This is a genomic window from Flavobacterium sp., from assembly GCF_043778725.1.
Classification (GTDB): domain Bacteria; phylum Bacteroidota; class Bacteroidia; order Flavobacteriales; family Flavobacteriaceae; genus Flavobacterium.
Genome location: NZ_JAYWFT010000002.1, coordinates 21,058 through 37,568 on the forward strand (window position 1 = coordinate 21,058; position 16,511 = coordinate 37,568).

Annotated in this window: 16 protein-coding genes and 1 pseudogene; 8 read left to right on the forward strand and 9 right to left on the reverse strand. The window is 31.4% G+C overall.

From position 1 onward, the window contains the following. The first annotated feature begins 198 nt into the window (after nt 1-198). The 8 genes from ACH2CG_RS00825 to ACH2CG_RS00860 all read left to right on the forward strand — a co-directional run bounded on the left by ACH2CG_RS00825 (nt 199) and on the right by ACH2CG_RS00860 (nt 8,524). On the forward strand, nt 199-1,779 hold the full coding sequence (locus ACH2CG_RS00825) for a T9SS type A sorting domain-containing protein (RefSeq protein WP_395061235.1): 1,581 nt from the start codon (nt 199-201) through the stop codon (nt 1,777-1,779). Nucleotides 1,780-1,950: 171 nt separating this feature from the next. Next, complete coding sequence (locus ACH2CG_RS00830) at nt 1,951-2,664, forward strand: hypothetical protein (protein WP_395061237.1); 714 nt, start codon at nt 1,951-1,953, stop codon at nt 2,662-2,664. Nucleotides 2,665-2,688: 24 nt separating this feature from the next. After that, nucleotides 2,689-4,062 carry a Dyp-type peroxidase gene (locus ACH2CG_RS00835; protein WP_395061239.1) on the forward strand — a complete coding sequence of 458 codons (1,374 nt, stop codon included), beginning with the start codon at nt 2,689-2,691 and terminating at the stop codon, nt 4,060-4,062. A gap of 45 nt (nt 4,063-4,107) precedes the next feature. Then, nucleotides 4,108-4,746, forward strand: coding sequence for a DUF998 domain-containing protein (locus ACH2CG_RS00840; RefSeq protein ID WP_395061241.1), 639 nt, complete (start codon nt 4,108-4,110; stop codon nt 4,744-4,746). Between the two features lie 111 nt (nt 4,747-4,857). Beyond that, nucleotides 4,858-5,259 carry a hypothetical protein gene (locus ACH2CG_RS00845; RefSeq protein ID WP_395061243.1) on the forward strand — a complete coding sequence of 134 codons (402 nt, stop codon included), beginning with the start codon at nt 4,858-4,860 and terminating at the stop codon, nt 5,257-5,259. 51 nt (nt 5,260-5,310) lie between these two features. Further along, nucleotides 5,311-7,317 (forward strand): TonB-dependent receptor plug domain-containing protein, encoded by a 2,007-nt coding sequence (locus ACH2CG_RS00850; RefSeq protein ID WP_395061245.1) that lies wholly within the window; start codon nt 5,311-5,313, stop codon nt 7,315-7,317. 96 nt (nt 7,318-7,413) lie between these two features. Then, complete coding sequence (locus tag ACH2CG_RS00855; RefSeq protein ID WP_395061247.1) at nt 7,414-7,755, forward strand: heavy-metal-associated domain-containing protein; 342 nt, start codon at nt 7,414-7,416, stop codon at nt 7,753-7,755. 100 nt (nt 7,756-7,855) lie between these two features. Then, nucleotides 7,856-8,524 (forward strand): DedA family protein, encoded by a 669-nt coding sequence (locus ACH2CG_RS00860; RefSeq protein WP_395061249.1) that lies wholly within the window; start codon nt 7,856-7,858, stop codon nt 8,522-8,524. Nucleotides 8,525-8,631: 107 nt separating this feature from the next. Here ACH2CG_RS00860 and groL read toward each other — a convergent pair. From groL to miaB, 9 genes and pseudogenes are all read right to left on the reverse strand, one after another. Beyond that, a pseudogene (gene groL, locus ACH2CG_RS00865) lies at nt 8,632-10,260 on the reverse strand (chaperonin GroEL). A 44-nt stretch (nt 10,261-10,304) separates the two neighbouring features. After that, on the reverse strand, nt 10,305-10,661 hold the full coding sequence (locus ACH2CG_RS00870) for a four helix bundle protein (RefSeq protein WP_395061251.1): 357 nt from the start codon (nt 10,659-10,661) through the stop codon (nt 10,305-10,307). A gap of 33 nt (nt 10,662-10,694) precedes the next feature. Then, a complete protein-coding gene (gene groES / locus ACH2CG_RS00875) occupies nt 10,695-10,970 on the reverse strand; it encodes a co-chaperone GroES (RefSeq protein ID WP_395061253.1) in 276 nt (91 codons plus the stop codon). Between the two features lie 282 nt (nt 10,971-11,252). After that, the gene (gene secG, locus ACH2CG_RS00880; protein WP_395061255.1) at nt 11,253-11,621 is read right to left on the reverse strand and encodes a preprotein translocase subunit SecG; all 369 of its coding nucleotides are present in this window, start codon (nt 11,619-11,621) and stop codon (nt 11,253-11,255) included. Between the two features lie 3 nt (nt 11,622-11,624). Further along, nucleotides 11,625-12,431 carry a tetratricopeptide repeat protein gene (locus ACH2CG_RS00885; protein ID WP_395061257.1) on the reverse strand — a complete coding sequence of 269 codons (807 nt, stop codon included), beginning with the start codon at nt 12,429-12,431 and terminating at the stop codon, nt 11,625-11,627. A gap of 27 nt (nt 12,432-12,458) precedes the next feature. After that, nucleotides 12,459-12,962, reverse strand: a complete 504-nt coding sequence (locus ACH2CG_RS00890) for an LptE family protein (protein ID WP_395061259.1) — start codon at nt 12,960-12,962, stop codon at nt 12,459-12,461. Between the two features lie 94 nt (nt 12,963-13,056). Then, nucleotides 13,057-14,319 (reverse strand): sigma-54 interaction domain-containing protein, encoded by a 1,263-nt coding sequence (locus ACH2CG_RS00895; RefSeq protein ID WP_395061261.1) that lies wholly within the window; start codon nt 14,317-14,319, stop codon nt 13,057-13,059. Nucleotides 14,320-14,501: 182 nt separating this feature from the next. Continuing rightward, nucleotides 14,502-14,873, reverse strand: a complete 372-nt coding sequence (locus ACH2CG_RS00900) for a GxxExxY protein (RefSeq protein WP_395061263.1) — start codon at nt 14,871-14,873, stop codon at nt 14,502-14,504. Between the two features lie 163 nt (nt 14,874-15,036). Continuing rightward, the gene (gene miaB, locus ACH2CG_RS00905) at nt 15,037-16,482 is read right to left on the reverse strand and encodes a tRNA (N6-isopentenyl adenosine(37)-C2)-methylthiotransferase MiaB (protein ID WP_395061265.1); all 1,446 of its coding nucleotides are present in this window, start codon (nt 16,480-16,482) and stop codon (nt 15,037-15,039) included. Nucleotides 16,483-16,511: the final 29 nt, after the last annotated feature.

Here is a 16,511-nt window from a genome sequence, read left to right on the forward strand (position 1 = left end):
CACTAGATTTAATCAGTAAAAACCCTGTATGTGTTAAAAAAATATAAATCTACTATATTTTAATGTGTTTACCAATTTTTTTGTGTAACAAATTGTTAAGGAAAACTCCTATTTGCAATTAGTGTTTTCACTATTGTAGGAACTGTTATCAAAAATTAGTTTTGTTAATAATAAATTATAACCTAAAAATTATTAATCATGAAAAGACTTTACACAATATTTTTTTTATTAATTACATTAACAATAACTGCTCAAATAACTTACATCCCAATGCCCAATGGTTATGGTTATATAAAACAAGGAAGTTTCGTTAATGGAGGATCACAATTAATTTATAATGAAAGTAATTATGTGTTTGGAATTACATATAAATTACAAACAGGTTCTACTACTCAATACGACGGTTACATTTATAAATATGATGCAGTTGCAAATACAACTACAATTTTTAGCGGACAGTTATTGCCAATAGATACAACTATTCCTTGTAATGTTACTAATTATAATAATCAACTGTTTTTTAATTACTCATTTAAATTGTATAAAATAAATTTGTCTACAAATAGTGTCAGTTTAATAATTCCAGATTCATCTAACAATTTTGTTATTAAAAATAATAGAGTTTATTCATTTGGAGGATCTAATATAAATGGTGGTAATGGCAATGAATTTAATTTACAAGTGTATGATTTGAATAATAGTTCATTAACCATTCCTGTTTATACAGACGTTAATACAGGTTTAATCTATCAATATTTTTTTAAAACTTATGGAATAAATGGCAATGACATTTATTTTCATGGTTTTAATTATGGTGGAAATGGTGGTTTTAGAAAATATAGACTTTATAAATTAGATGAAAGTGGTAACCTTTCAATTGTTTATGATTTTAATAACGAATCATTGGGCATCAATAATTCTCTTGTAGTAGAAAATGCTTATAAACCAGTTATTCCTATTGTAAACAATAAATTAATTTTAGGTAAAACTAATGGTGGTATTGCAACTTTTAATACTTCTACTAACCTATATAATTCTAATGCATATAGTGCTAATTTTTACAATGGAGACAATTCTTTTTATGCAAACGGATGGATGTATTTTTTAGATAATTCAGATGTTGTTCATAAAACAGATGGATCATCATTTTTACAAGCTAGTTTTCCAATATTTTTTACTTACAGTAGTGGCGGTGATGAGTATAGACCTATTGTTGCCTATAACGGAAATTATTATGGTTCTTATAATGGAGTTTACAAAAGTGATTTATCAAACTCTAATACAACTCTCATTTATGGAGGTTTAAATAGTATGCAGTACGGAAAAGTTAGTAATAATAAATTATTATTTTATAATTCTCAACCAAATCAAATAACAAGCTATGATGGTATTGAATTTAACACTTTAAATTTAAATTTTTCACCAGAAATTTTGAACAAAAAAATGATACAAGTTGGCAACAGTATATTTATGAATGGATTTAAATATAATGGATCTTATTATGATTATGGTTTATATAAAATTGATATATCAACTTTATCTTTACAAGAAAATACAATGAAGCCTTCAATTATTTTTTCTCCTAATCCAACCAACGCTACAATTATTTTTTCAACAGAAATTTCTAATCTAGAAGTATATGATGCTATGGGTAAGAAAGTAAAATATTTTGAAAATACAAATTCAGAATTTGATATGTCAAGCCTAGAAAATGGTATTTATTTTCTAAAAATAAAAACTGATAATGGAATTATAAATCAAAAATTCATTAAAAATTAGTAGTAGGTTTTTTAGATTTTTGTATAACGCTTTCAAGTATTTGAGAGCGTTTTCTACATCTATTATTTTTAAATATTAGTAAAACTCCTTGATTTGATTAGGGTTTTCCCTACAGCTAGGATTTTAATTTGGTTTAGTTTTGAAATATATAAATCTTAAAACTAAAACATTATGAAAACAAAATTAATTTTAACTTTTCTGTTATGCATTTCACAATTTAGTAATGCACAAAAGTATCAAGTTAATAAAGCAACAATTTCAACATCAATTCCGATACCATTGTCGTTACAAAAAGGAGCACCACTTACAGCAAATTCTCTTGCAACACCATTAGTTATTGGTGAATATCTCACGGAAATTGGTAAAGTTGGAGACGATATTTTTTTTACAAATGCTGCTGGTGCAATTATATCTATGAAAGAATATCAGTGCGAGAAAGATATGGATGACGTAAAAGGAAAATGGGGTTTCGGAATTTTAACCTTGCCAATTAAAGTTAGATTAGAAGGCGGAAGTGATGTTGACAATACAAAACGCTATAACAATTTTGAAAGTGGTTTCAACTTGGGTTTGGTTTTAACAAGAAGATTTGGTAGTCTAGATATAGACCAAATAAAGAAGTATTTTTTTTTTAGCGTCAACTCCAGTCAGGTAAATATAACTCCTGAGACAACAAATCAATTTATATCTTCAGAACAAAGTAACATAGCATTTTCACCCACTACAGGTTTTATATTTGAACTTAAAAACGATTTACAATTTATTGCTGCTATTGGTATAGATTATTTGTCAGGAGAAGTTGGTAGTAAATGGGTTTATAAAAACAAACCTTTTTTTGGTATAGGAATCGGAATTTCGGCATTCAAATTTGGTGACACTAACTAATTAACAATTTAAATATAAAAAATCATGGCACTAATTAATCAATACGATATTAAAAATAATGAATGGTTTTCAAAACTTCAAGGAAATATTCTTAAAGGACATGGAAGAGATTTTACTACAAATATTTTTGTCAAATTTCAAGAAAACAGACTTGAAAGCGTTAAAGAATGGATAGCAGATTTTGCAACTACCAAAATTACAAGCTGTAAAAAACAGCTTAAAGAAAATGAAATATATAAACGAAATAAAGTTTCTGGTGGAGTTTTTTATGGTTTTATGTTATCTGCTCATGGATACAATTATTTGGAGATGAAAACTACATCATTTGAGAAAACTTTTAACGATGGAATGGAGAAGGCTGGACTAAATGACCCAGAAAAAAAACTCTGGGAAGAAGGTTTTCAAAACGAAATTCATGCTATGATTTTAATTGGTGATGATAATCAAGAGAAGTTAGCAGAAGCCTCTAGAATAATTATTGATGAATTAGATTTACTGGGCTTAATTACTACTGTAGAACATGGTAATGCAATTAGAAACGAAAATAAAGACGGATTAGAACATTTTGGGTATGTCGATGGCATTAGTCAACCGCTTTTCTTTGAAGATGAACTTGAAAAGTATAAAGAACTAAATGCAAATACGAATGAATTCAATCCAACTGCTGCTAAAGAATTAGTTTTAGTGAATGATCCTTTAGTAAAAGACAAAGATGCTTTTGGTAGTTATTTTGTGTTTAGAAAATTAGAGCAAAATGTTAGAAAATTCAAACGCAATGAAGAAAAGTTAGCCGATGTATTAAAACTTGAAGGTGACGCTAGTGAACGTGCAGGAGCGATGATAGTAGGAAGGTTTGAAGACGGAACTCCAATTGAAGTTAGTGATGAAGATGGAATTATAGCTAGTGGTATTTTTAATAATTTTAAATATAGTGATAATAATTCCAAATGTCCTTTTCATGCACATATTAGAAAATCAAATCCTAGACGAAATGGCGACCAAAAGCATATTATGGCACGTCGAGGAATTCCTTACGGACAAGTTGTTAAACCAAGTACAGTTAAAGAAGATTATCATGAATTACCAACAAAAGATGTTGGGTTATTATTTATGAGTTTTCAAAGTAGTATTACCAATCAGTTTGAATTCATTCAGAAACAATGGGTTAATGATGAAAATTTTCCAAATAATAAAAATGGAATCGATCCTGTAATTGGACAAAACAATAAAGGAAATATAAGTTTGGGTGTCTTTCCTTTAGAATATGGAGAAACTTCTCCTTCAAATTTTACTATTGCTCCATTTGAGTCGGCAGTAACAATGAAAGGTGGAGAATACTTTTTTGCGCCAAGCATTCCTTTTTTAGAAGGTTTATTCGAAAAATGTCAGTGTCTGTAAATGAATATTTTTTTAAACTTTATCTTTAATTTTTAAAAGCATATTATGAAAGATACTCCAGAATTAATATCCTACAAATTATTACGAAAAATAGTAGGATTTATAGGTTTTTTATTGCCTTTAGTTTTGTTATTTGGCGATAACAAAAAAATCAATAATGAATGCCCAAAAAGTTCAGTTAGCTTTTATTATCATACCAATATGGGCGATGTTTTTGTCGGTTTATTGTGTGCTGTTGCCTTATTCTTATTCACCTATAAAGGACATAAAAAAGAAAAAAGTGATTGGTTGTCCGACAATCAAGCTGGAAATCTTGCAGCCATTTTTGCTTTTGTAGTTGCATTTTCTCCTTGTACTTTTATTGAAGGTACAAAAACTCCAAATGGAACAATTCATAATATAGCTGCGTCTTTATTTTTTTTAATATTGGCTTATTTTTGTCTCAAGCTTTTTACTAAAACTAGCGGTGATAGTACGCAAATGAAAATATTCAGAAATAAAATATACAAAACATGTGGCTTTATAATACTATTTTCAATTGCAATGTTGGCAATTTATCTTTTTAAAAGTATTGAAAACTATTTTCGTGATACTATTTATTTTTGGTTTTGGGAAGTTGTAGCACTATGGGTATTTGCATTTTCATGGTTAGTTAAAGGTGAAATTTTCTTTAAAGACAAATAATTTTAAATATTTCACTGATTTTTAAACCGCTTTCTATTTCCAAATTTGAAAGCGGTTTTTTTATAACACCATTTTAAGAATTTAAATCATTCTTTTTCATAACTTTGCATAATGATTTTTAAAAAACACATAAGTATAATTTTAGCAATTTTCCTATTGGTTTCCAATGTAGGATTGGCTTTTAATGTGCATTATTGTGATGATGTTGTTGCTTCGGTTACTTTAAATTCTACATCTAATTCTCCTGAAGTTGAAAAAGATTGCTGTGGTATTGTAGAAAAAGAATCTAAATGTTGCAAAAATAAAATAGTTAAATCATCTGATAAATCAGATCAACTCATTGAAAAGTCAACTACTCCAACATTTGATGCTTTTATTGTTAATAAAGATTGGAAATATGTAGTTTTTAATGCTAATTTTTACCACAAAAACAGCGAAACTCCAACATATTATTGCAATGCCAATGCGCCGCCATTATATCTTTTGTACAGCCAATATACCTTTTACGCGTAATTTAATTTTCATATTTAGCTCAAACTAATAACGAATTTTAAATTTTATACAATGAAAAAAGTAACATTATTTCTAATGTTGATTTCTTTTACACTACTATTTTCGCAAGAAAAACTTGATACAGTTAGTGTTGTAGGATTACAAAAAGGAATAAGAAAATCGCTCACCAAAACAACCAATACTTCTGTTGTTTCGAGTAAAGAATTATTAAAAGCCGCTTGCTGTAATTTGGCAGAAAGTTTTGAAACCAATCCGTCAATAGATGTAAATTTTGCCGATGCATTAACTGGAACCAAACAGATAAAAATGTTAGGTTTGACTTCACCATATTTAATGATTACTGAAGAAAATATTCCTTCCGTTCGTGGTGCATCGCAAGCCTACGGATTATCGTTTACGCCGGGAACTTGGGTAGAAAGTATCCAAATCACTAAAGGAGCAGGAAGTGTTGTAAATGGTTATGAAAGTATTTCAGGACAAATAAATACTGAGTTGATTAAACCATTAAAAGACATTCCGTTTTTCTTGAATGCTTATGGTGCTACCGATTCTAGATTTGAATTGAATACACATTTCAACAAAAAAATATCAGACGATTGGGCGACAAGTTTGTATATTCATGGAAACACACGTGTTGCCAAAAACGATATGAATAACGATGGATTTTTAGATAATCCGTTGGGTAAACAAATTAATGTTGTCAATCGTTGGCAATATGCTTGTGCCGAAACTGGTTGGGTATCGTTCATCAATTTCAAATATATGAAAGATGAAAAACAAACAGGAGAATTAAATTTTGATAAAAATAGAGATAAAGGAACAACCAATTATTGGGGTTCAGAAATTAATACCGATAGATTTGATTTTACTTCTAAAATTGGTTATGTTTTTAAAGACATGCCGTACCAAAGTATTGGTTTTCAGAATGCTTATAGCAATCACAATCAAGAATCGTACTTTGGGTTAAATCAATACAATATAAAGCAACAAAGTTATTATTCTAACTTAATTTTCAATTCTATAATTAGCAATACCATGCATAAATTTGCAACTGGATTGAATTTTACTTACGATAAATATGCTGAGTTTGTAAATCTTTTGGATGTTAGTAGAATAGATAATTCGGTTGGTGCTTTCTTCGAATATACGTATGATGACAACAATAAATTTAGTTATATTCTTGGCGCACGATTTGATTATCACAATAGGTTAGGAGCTTTTTTTACACCAAGAGTACATGTAAGATACAATCCGTGGGAGAAAGCTGTGGTTAGATTTTCTGCTGGAAGAGGAAAGCGCGCGGCCAATATCTATGCCGAAAATCAGCAGCTTTTTGCAAGTTCAAGAACCATGTCTATATTGGATACTGATGGAAAAATCTACGGATTAAATCCCGAAATTGCTTGGAATTATGGAATGAGTTTTACACAAAATTTTCTTCTTTTTGGAAAATCTGCCGATGTTACTTTTGATTTTTACAGAACCGATTTTCAAAATCAAGCAATTGTTGATGTAATGCAAAGTCCGCAACAAGTTTTGTTTTATAACTTAAAAGGAAATTCCTATGCCAATAGTTTTCAATTGGATTTTAATTATGAAATTATCAAGCATCTAAATTTGAGAACTGCCTATAAATATTATGATATTTCAACAGATTATTTGTCTGGAAGTTTTCAGCGACCATTGCAAGCCAAGCATCGTTTCTTTGGGAATTTGGAATTTCAAACACATATTAAAGAAAAAGGAAAACAATGGAAATTTGATTACACCTTAAATTGGCTCGGAAAACAGCAATTGCCAAATACAGCTACCAATCCAGTCAACGACAGATTGCCAGAGTTTTCGCCATCATTTGCTGTGATGAACATGCAAGTTACTAGAACATTTTCTTCGGTATTTGAGGTTTATGTTGGAGGTGAAAATATTGGAAATTACCGTCAAAATAAAGCGATTTTAGGTTCGGATAATCCGTTTGGTGCAACTTTTGATACATCAATTGTTTATGCGCCAGTTTTCGGGCAAATGTATTATGTAGGATTGCGATTTAAAATAAAATAGCAATTTCAAAAATCAACTTCAAATTTATGATGCACTGTAATCCCGAGCGCAGTCGAGGGAACTTATTAAAATAAAAAACAATTAAAACTACAAAATATGAAAAATATAATTTTAGGAGCGATGTTACTCTTTGTGGCATTTTCTTCACAAGCACAAGATAAAAAAAGCAAAAATGCACGGTATACAATTGATGTAAACGGAAATTGTGATTTGTGTAAAAAGCGAATTGAGAAAGCAGCCTTCTCTGTTGAAGGAGTAAAAATGGCAATTTGGGATGTTGAAACACATCAATTGAATTTGATTCTAAATGAAGAGAAATCGTCTGTTTTGGATGTAAAAAAAGCCATTGCAAAAGTTGGTCATGATACCGACGAAGTAAAAGCAACCGATGCCGTTTATGAAAATCTACACAGTTGTTGTCAATACGAAAGAAAATAACATAAATTTAATTGGTTGAAAGCTTATTTATAGTTAATTTCACACCCGATACTTTTGGTGTCGAACAAGCAAATTAAATTGAATAATTACCAAAAAATTTATGACTCATTTTGATTGGAAACAACTTTTTAATCCCGAATTCTACATTTTATTAGAACTTGGAGGAATTAAAATTGGTATATATGTAGTGCTTTTTATTGTTTTTGCAGAAACCGGATTGTTAGCAGGATTCTTTTTGCCAGGCGATAGTTTGTTATTCCTTTGCGGAATTTACAGCGAAGCTTTAATGAAATCATTTTCAACAGGAAGTGATTTTATCAACGTAACTTTCTTGGCAGCTATTGTTTCTTTAATGGGAATTTTAGGAAACATGACCGGATATTGGTTTGGATCTAAAAGCGGTTCGTACCTTTTTAAGAGAGAAGACAGTTTTTTTTACAAGAAAAAGTACTTATTTCAATCGAAAGATTTCTTTGATAAATACGGAACCAAAGCTATAGTTTTTGCCAGATTTTTGCCAATTATAAGAACGTTTGCACCAGTCATAGCAGGAATTGTAGAAATGGATAAAAAGAAGTTTATGTTTTATAACATTCTAGGTTCTATTTTATGGTCGTTTACAATGATTTTTGCAGGACATTATCTTTATGAATTGTTCTTGAATCAATTTCATATCGACTTGAAACATTATATTGAATTTATTGTTATCGGAATTATTTTAATCACCACAGTTCCGGTTTTAATCAAAATTCTTAAGAAAAGAAAATAATTTAATCTTATAAAAGCAAAATCCGCTCAATCAATTGATTAAGCGGATTTTTTATTACTTCGTATTTTGGATTTAGTACTTCGTACTTCAAACCTCGTACTTGGGAATTACATCATTCCCGGCATACCTCCACCCATTGGGTTTCCGCCACCATTTTCTTCTTTAATTTCTACTAGTGCACATTCTGTAGTAAGAATCATTCCTGCAACAGAAGCAGCGTTTTCTAACGCTACACGAGTTACTTTTTTAGGATCAATAATTCCTGCTTTTAGCATGTCTACATATTCGTCAGTTTTAGCATTGTAGCCAAAATCTCCTGTTCCTTCAGAAACTTTTGCTACTACTACAGAACCTTCAAGTCCAGCATTTTCAACAATAGTTCTCAATGGTGATTCTACTGCGCGAGAAACAATTTGAATTCCTGTGGCTTCGTCTGCATTGTCTGCTTTTATAGATGCCAAAGCTGCTTTTGCTCTCAATAAAGCAACACCTCCACCAGCAACAATTCCTTCTTCAACAGCGGCACGAGTTGCATGTAAAGCATCGTCAACACGGTCTTTTTTCTCTTTCATTTCTACTTCAGAAGCAGCGCCAACATAAAGAACTGCAACACCACCAGCTAATTTAGCCAAACGTTCTTGCAATTTTTCTTTGTCATAATCAGAAGTCGTAGTTTCCATTTGACTTTTGATTTGGTTTACTCTGTTTTTTATTAAATCTGCATCGCCAGCACCATTTACAATTGTTGTATTGTCTTTGTCAATAGTAATTTTTTCTGCTGTTCCAAGCATTTCTAATGTTGCGTTTTCTAGTGTGTAACCACTTTCTTCTGCAATTACAGTTCCACCAGTTAAGATAGCGATGTCTTCTAACATTGCTTTTCTTCTGTCACCAAAACCTGGTGCTTTTACAGCAGCAATTTTTAACGCACCACGTAATTTATTTACTACTAAAGTTGACAATGCTTCACCATCAACATCTTCAGCAATGATCAATAATGGTTTCCCAGATTGAGCAACTGGTTCTAAAACTGGAAGTAACTCTTTTAGAGAAGATACTTTTTTATCGTATAAAAGAATGTAAGGATTTTCTAATTCTACATTCATTTTTTCTGGATTTGTAACAAAATATGGCGATAAATAGCCTCTGTCAAATTGCATTCCTTCTACAACATCAACATAAGTGTCTGTTCCTTTTGCTTCTTCCACAGTGATTACACCTTCTTTACCAACTTTTCCGAAAGCAGTAGCAATTAATTCACCAATTACTTCATCGTTATTAGCAGAAATAGAAGCAATTTGTTTGATTTTTTCAGAATCACTTCCAACAACTTTAGCTTGTTTACCAAGATCAGCAACGATAGCTTCAACTGCTTTGTCGATTCCACGTTTTAAATCCATTGGGTTTGCACCTGCAGCTACGTTTTTTAATCCTTCTTTTACAATTGCTTGTGCAAGAACGGTTGCAGTTGTTGTTCCGTCTCCAGCTAAATCATTGGTTTTAGACGCCACTTCTTTAACCATTTGAGCGCCCATATTTTCTAATGGGTCTTTTAATTCAATTTCTTTTGCAACCGTAACACCGTCTTTAGTAACGTTTGGTCCACCAAATGATTTTCCGATGATTACATTACGACCTTTTGGTCCAAGAGTTACTTTTACTGCATTTGCTAATGCGTCAACACCACGTTTTAATCAGTCACGTGCTTCAATATCAAATTTTATATCTTTTGCCATTATTTATAAGATTTAGGCAATAGGCAATAGGCGATAAGCCTGAGCTATTGCTGAATTAATATTTGTTTTAATTTGTAAATTTTACTTTTTATTGTGTTTGTTTTTAAATCTAATTCAGAAAATAATTCTTCTGTTATGTAATTTAAATCTTTTGATAGAATAAGTAAATATTCTGTTTCGTTTGCTGAACCTAAGGCAATGTTTAAAAAATGATTGAATTCTTTATCACTATTTCTTCCGCATCCTTCACTAATATTTGTTGGAATTGAAGCCGTAGCTCTACGAATTTGGCTGGTTAAACCATATGTTTCTTGTTTTGGGAAATTAGAGGTGATTTTATAAACTTCTAACGTTAAAGAATGACTTAATTGCCAAATTTCATATTTTTTAAAATCTCTCATAGCCTAATGCTTATTGCCTAAAGCTTACAGACTTTAAATTATTGCTAAAATATCGTCTTCACGCATTATTAGGTAATCTTTTCCGTCTAGTTTTAAATCGGTTCCAGCATATTTTCCATAAAGAACAGTGTCTCCAACTTTTACTGTCATTGGTTCGTCTTTTTTGCCATTTCCTACAGCAACAACAGTTCCTTTTTGCGGTTTTTCTTTTGCTGTGTCAGGAATGATAATTCCAGAAGCTGTTTGTGTTTCGGCAGCAGCTTGTTCGACTATAACGCGGTCTGAAAGCGGTTTAATGTTTAATGCCATAATGTGTATATTTTTTTAATTTATTAAAGTTTTTACTTTGCTATTGTATGTTCAGAAATTGTGCCAATGGTTTAAAACTGACATTTTTTCAGAGTTTGATTTTAATTAAAGACGAAACTTTTTAGCCCTGACTGTAATGGCATCCTTTGGCTCGTTTTTTCGAGACAAAGATATAATGGAAGGCAGGAAAAAGGGTTTGCAAGAATGCCCAAGCGGTTCGCTTCTTAAAATCAAAAAAAAATCCCGATGTTACTCGGGACTTCTTTAGAAATTAATGATTTCTTATTTTTTTTCTGGAGTTACCGGAGTAGCTTCAGGTTTTGTAGCAGTTGTTGTAGTGCTAGTTGCTGGTGCAGCTTTGTCTTTAGTTTCTGTTTTTGCTGGTTGAGAAGCGTCGATTAATTTATCATTTTCGCTTAGGCTTCCAGAGAAACTTAAACTTGATAATAAAACCAATACTATTAAAGATGCAGCTAATACCCATGTACTTTTGTCTAAAAAGTCGGTCGTTTTTTGAACGCCACCCATTTGAGTTGAACCTCCTAATGAAGAAGATAAACCTCCACCTTTAGGGTTTTGTACCATGATTACTATGATTAATAAGAAACAAACGATTGTTATTAATACTAAAAAAATTGTAAATGTGCTCATTGCTTAACTATTATTGTTTTGTTGTAAATTCTTAATATCCGAAATTCGGTCTGCAAAGAAACTACTTTTTTCTGGATATTTCAAAATTAATATTTGATATGCTTGAATTGCTTTTGTATATTTTTTTTGTTCTAGATAAACTTTGGCCAAAGTTTCGGTCATCAAGTAGGATTTATCCTCTATTACTGGTGTTGTGACAGGAATAACATTCTCTTTGTTTACTGGTGGAATTTTTGGATTTGTTTGAATAAATTTATCGATTAAGTCTAAATTTTTCTTTCTAGTTTGGTCTTCTTCGATGATGTTTTCTTTTCTTTCAATTGGTTTTAGTCTTGAAAGTTGAAGCCATTCTTGAAAGGAATGTTTCTCTTCTTTGGTAAAATCTAAAGGTTTTCCTATGTCTAATTTCTTTTCGAAAATTAAATCTTGAGGATTGGCTTGTGTTATGGAAGAAAGTATTGATTGTTCGAGTGAATTGGTGTTTTTGGGCACTTCTATTATTTCGCTACCAATGACATCGATGTTTAATAATTCGGCAATTTTTTGATCGTAAAGACCGTTTTGAACAGTAACAAAATTATCAGAAGTTATAAAATCAAATAAGATGGTTCTATCTGTAGTAAATGCTGCAGCTACTTTGAGTGCATAATTGTATTTAAAACTATCTTGGTTGTACAAATGCTTTAATCGTAAAACACGAGCACTTTGGAAAAACGGAAATTCTTCTATTATTTTTTCCAATGCACTGTTGTGTCGCTCGTTTATAGCGTCAGGTTTATTGATAAGATAGGTGTAATCGGTTATGTTCAAGTTTTGGTTTTTGTAATTAATTTAAAATTACCATTTTGCAAGCGATTCATTGAAAATATCTTGGGTAATTCTTTCAAAAATAACGTCTAATGCTGTGCTCAGTTTGGATCCAACTAATTGATCGGTTCCGGGATAATCGTAGAAAAAGGTGAATGGTTTTTCAAAATTATCTTCGTCTTTATTTTTGTTTACAAATCTAACGTTTATTGTGATAGATAATCTACTTTGCGCTGCTTTTTGATCGGCAGTAGCTGTCATTGGTGTAATGTTGTATTGTGTAATTTCACCTTCATAAAGTAAATCGCCACTGTTGTTAGTTAGATTTAAATTGGTTTGGTTTTGAATTATTTCTTGAAGTCTTATTGTAAAAGTTCTTTCAATTCCGGGTTCAATTAACGGTGCATTGTTTTGAAAGTAATTTACTTGAAACGTTTTAGCATCGATTTTACCTGTTCCTGTAAAATTATATGCTCCACAACCACTTAAAGTTATTGCGACAAGAAATAATAGTAGTATAGAATGTTTTTTCATCTTAAATTTTAAAAGTGCTTCACCTTTTTAGAAAAGCTCGTGTCAAATATATTATTTTCTGTTTGTTAATTTTCAAATTTTAAACATCTATTAACTATAAATCGTATTGCTTAATTTTTCTATACAAAGTACGTTCAGAAATTCCTAGTTCATCGGCAGCAGCTTTTCGTTTGCCTTTATTTTTTTCTAACGATTTTTTGATGAGTTCAATTTCTTTTTGTTCTAATTTTAGAATTTCTTCTTCCTCGACAGTTTCTGCAAAAAGATAGTTGTTGTCGTCTTCGTCGTCTTCAAATTCTTCTTGTTCGGTTTCGTTGTTTGTTGCAATTGCTGGAGTTCGAGGTTGCTCTTCGAAAAACGTATCTTCGTCAGATTTTCCGTAAACTTTCTGAATCAAATTCGGATTGATGTCTTGCACTTTGGCCGAACCGTTTTTCATTAATTCTAAAGTTAGTTTCTTTAAATCGTTCAAGTCACTTTTCATATCAAATAATACTTTGTACAAAATATCACGTTCGGTAGAAAAATCGCTTTCACTTTTTTTGTCTTTAATTACACTTGGCAAATGACTTCCGTCTTGCGGTAAATAGGACATTAAAGTTTGTAAAGAAATATCGCGTTTGGTTTCTAGCACTGAAATTTGTTCGGCTGCATTTCGCAGTTGGCGAATGTTTCCGCTCCAACGGTATTTTAGCAGATATGGAATGGCTTCGTCTTCTAGTTTTATGGCTGGCATTTTGTATTTGTGGGCAAAATCGGCAGCAAATTTTCTGAATAACAAATGGATATCGTCTTTTCGGTCACGTAATGGCGGTAAAAGAATATCAACGGTGCTTAATCTGTAATACAAATCTTCACGGAATTTCCCTTTTTCGATAGCATCAAATAAATTGACATTTGTGGCAGCAACGATGCGAACATTAGTTTTTTGAACTTGTGATGAACCTACTTTTATGAATTCGCCATTTTCTAGCACACGAAGTAAACGCACTTGAGTTGTTAGTGGCAATTCGCCAACTTCATCTAGGAAAATTGTTCCACCATCGGCAACTTCAAAATAGCCTTCACGTGTAGATGTTGCGCCAGTAAACGAACCTTTTTCGTGTCCGAATAACTCACTGTCGATGGTTCCTTCTGGAATAGCACCACAGTTTACAGCGATGTATTTTCCGTGTTTTCTGTGCGAAAGCGAATGTATAATTTTAGGAATACTTTCTTTTCCAACGCCACTTTCTCCAACTACCAACACCGAAATATCAGTAGGAGCAACCTGAATGGCTTTTTCTACGGCACGATTGAGCTTAGGATCGTTTCCTATAATTTCAAATCGTTGTTTTATTGATTGTACTGTTTCCATATTTTTAGCCACGAATTTTACTCATTTTAAACGAGCTTATTTTTTTAGCCACGAATTACACGAATTGTCACTAATTTTATTTTAATTAATTATTTCACTAATTGCACCTTTTTTCAGCCACGAATTACACGAATTGGCACTAATTTGTTCACGCTTATTATTTCACAAATTTCTTTCGGGATTTATAGAACAACTCTTTTGTGATGAAGAGACTTTGGACTAAAATTTGCCAAAATTCCTAATTTACTTTTTGTTATATTCATGTAATTCAAAGTTTGAGCTATATTGTCTTCAACTAATAATTTCGTTGCCTTAACCTCTAAAATAATATTTTCATAAACAACAAAGTCAGCATAAAACCTCTTTTTTAAAGTTTGTCCTTTATACTCAATTATAAATTCTTTTTCTCTTTCAAAAGGAATGTTATGATTTGTAAATTCAATTTCTAATGCTTCTTTATAAACTGCTTCCAAAAGTCCACCACCGAGAATTCTATGAACTTCCATACATAATCCAATTATTTTATAATATTCCTCCTGCTTATATAATTCCATAATTTTCTATTTAAAAATTCGTGAAATTTTCACTTAAAACTAATTCGTGAAAATTCGTGTAATTCGTGGCTAAAACTAATTAATTCAAGCTTTTATTTAAAATTCGTGAAATTTTCACTTCAAAATAATTCGTGAAAATTCGTGAAATTCGTGGCTAAAAAAACTAATTCATATTAGAATACCCAACAGCAACACCTTTCAAAGTGCCGCTAGTACAACTTTCAATTTTCACATTCACAAAATCACCAATTTTATAATTTTCTTTCGGAAAAACAACCGTAATACTTTGTGAATTTCTGCCTGAAAATTCTTCCTTAGATTTTTTAGACAATTTTTCGATTAAAACTTCAACTGTTTTACCAATAAATTCTTCACTTCGTTGCCAAGCGTGTTTTTGTTGTAAATCTACAATCTCTTGCAATCGTCTAGCTTTGGTTTCTTCTGGAACGTCGTCTTCCATTTTTCTTCCAGCCAATGTTCCTGGACGTTCAGAATAAGAATACATATATCCAAAACTATATTTCACATATTCCATTAACGATAAAGTATCTTGATGATCTTCTTCGGTTTCTGTCGGAAAACCAGCAATCATATCTTGACTAATAGAACTTTCTGGAATTATGGTTTTGATTTTATCAATCAACGTCATGTATTCTTCACGCGTGTGCAAACGATTCATTTCTTTCAAAATTCTGTTACTTCCAGATTGAACTGGCAAGTGAATGTGCTTACAAATATTTGGATATTTCGCAATAACGTGCAAAACACTTTCGTGCATATCTTGAGGATTTGACGTAGAAAAACGAATTCTCATCTTAGGAAAACCAACAGCAACCATTTCCAATAAATTATCAAAATCTACCGAAGTTGCTTTTTGCATTTCACTCGCATTCACAAAATCTTTTTTCAATCCGCCACCATACCAAAGATAGCTATCTACATTCTGACCCAAAAGCGTAATTTCTTTGAAACCTTTGTCCCACAAATCTTGAATTTCACTCATAATACTTTGTGGTTCACGACTTCTTTCACGACCACGAGTAAACGGCACAACACAAAACGTACACATATTATCACAACCACGCGTGATAGAAACCAAAGCGGTAATTCCGTTGCTCATCAATCGCACAGGAGAAATATCTCCATAGGTTTCTTCTTTGCTTAAAATTACGTTTATAGCATCACGACCTTCTTCAACTTCGGCAAGTAAATTGGGTAAATCTTTGTAAGCATCAGGTCCAACAACCATATCTACAATTTTCTCTTCATCCAGAAATTTCTCTTTCAAACGTTCTGCCATACAACCCAAAACGCCAACTTTCATATTCGGATTGGTTCTTTTTACAGCATTGTATTTCTCCAAACGCTTTCTAATTGTTTGCTCTGCTTTATCACGAATAGAACAAGTGTTTACCAAGACCAAATCGGCTTCTTCCAAAACTTGCGTTGTGTTGTAGCCGTTATTAGATAAGATGGAAGCCACAATTTCGCTATCCGAAAAATTCATAGCGCAACCATAACTTTCTATATAAAGTTTCTTTGTATTTTCTACTTTCGTATCAAGAACAAGACTTTGACCTTGCAATTGTTCATCAATTTCCTTTTCCATAAAATAATCTTCGAGTTTCTCGGACTACA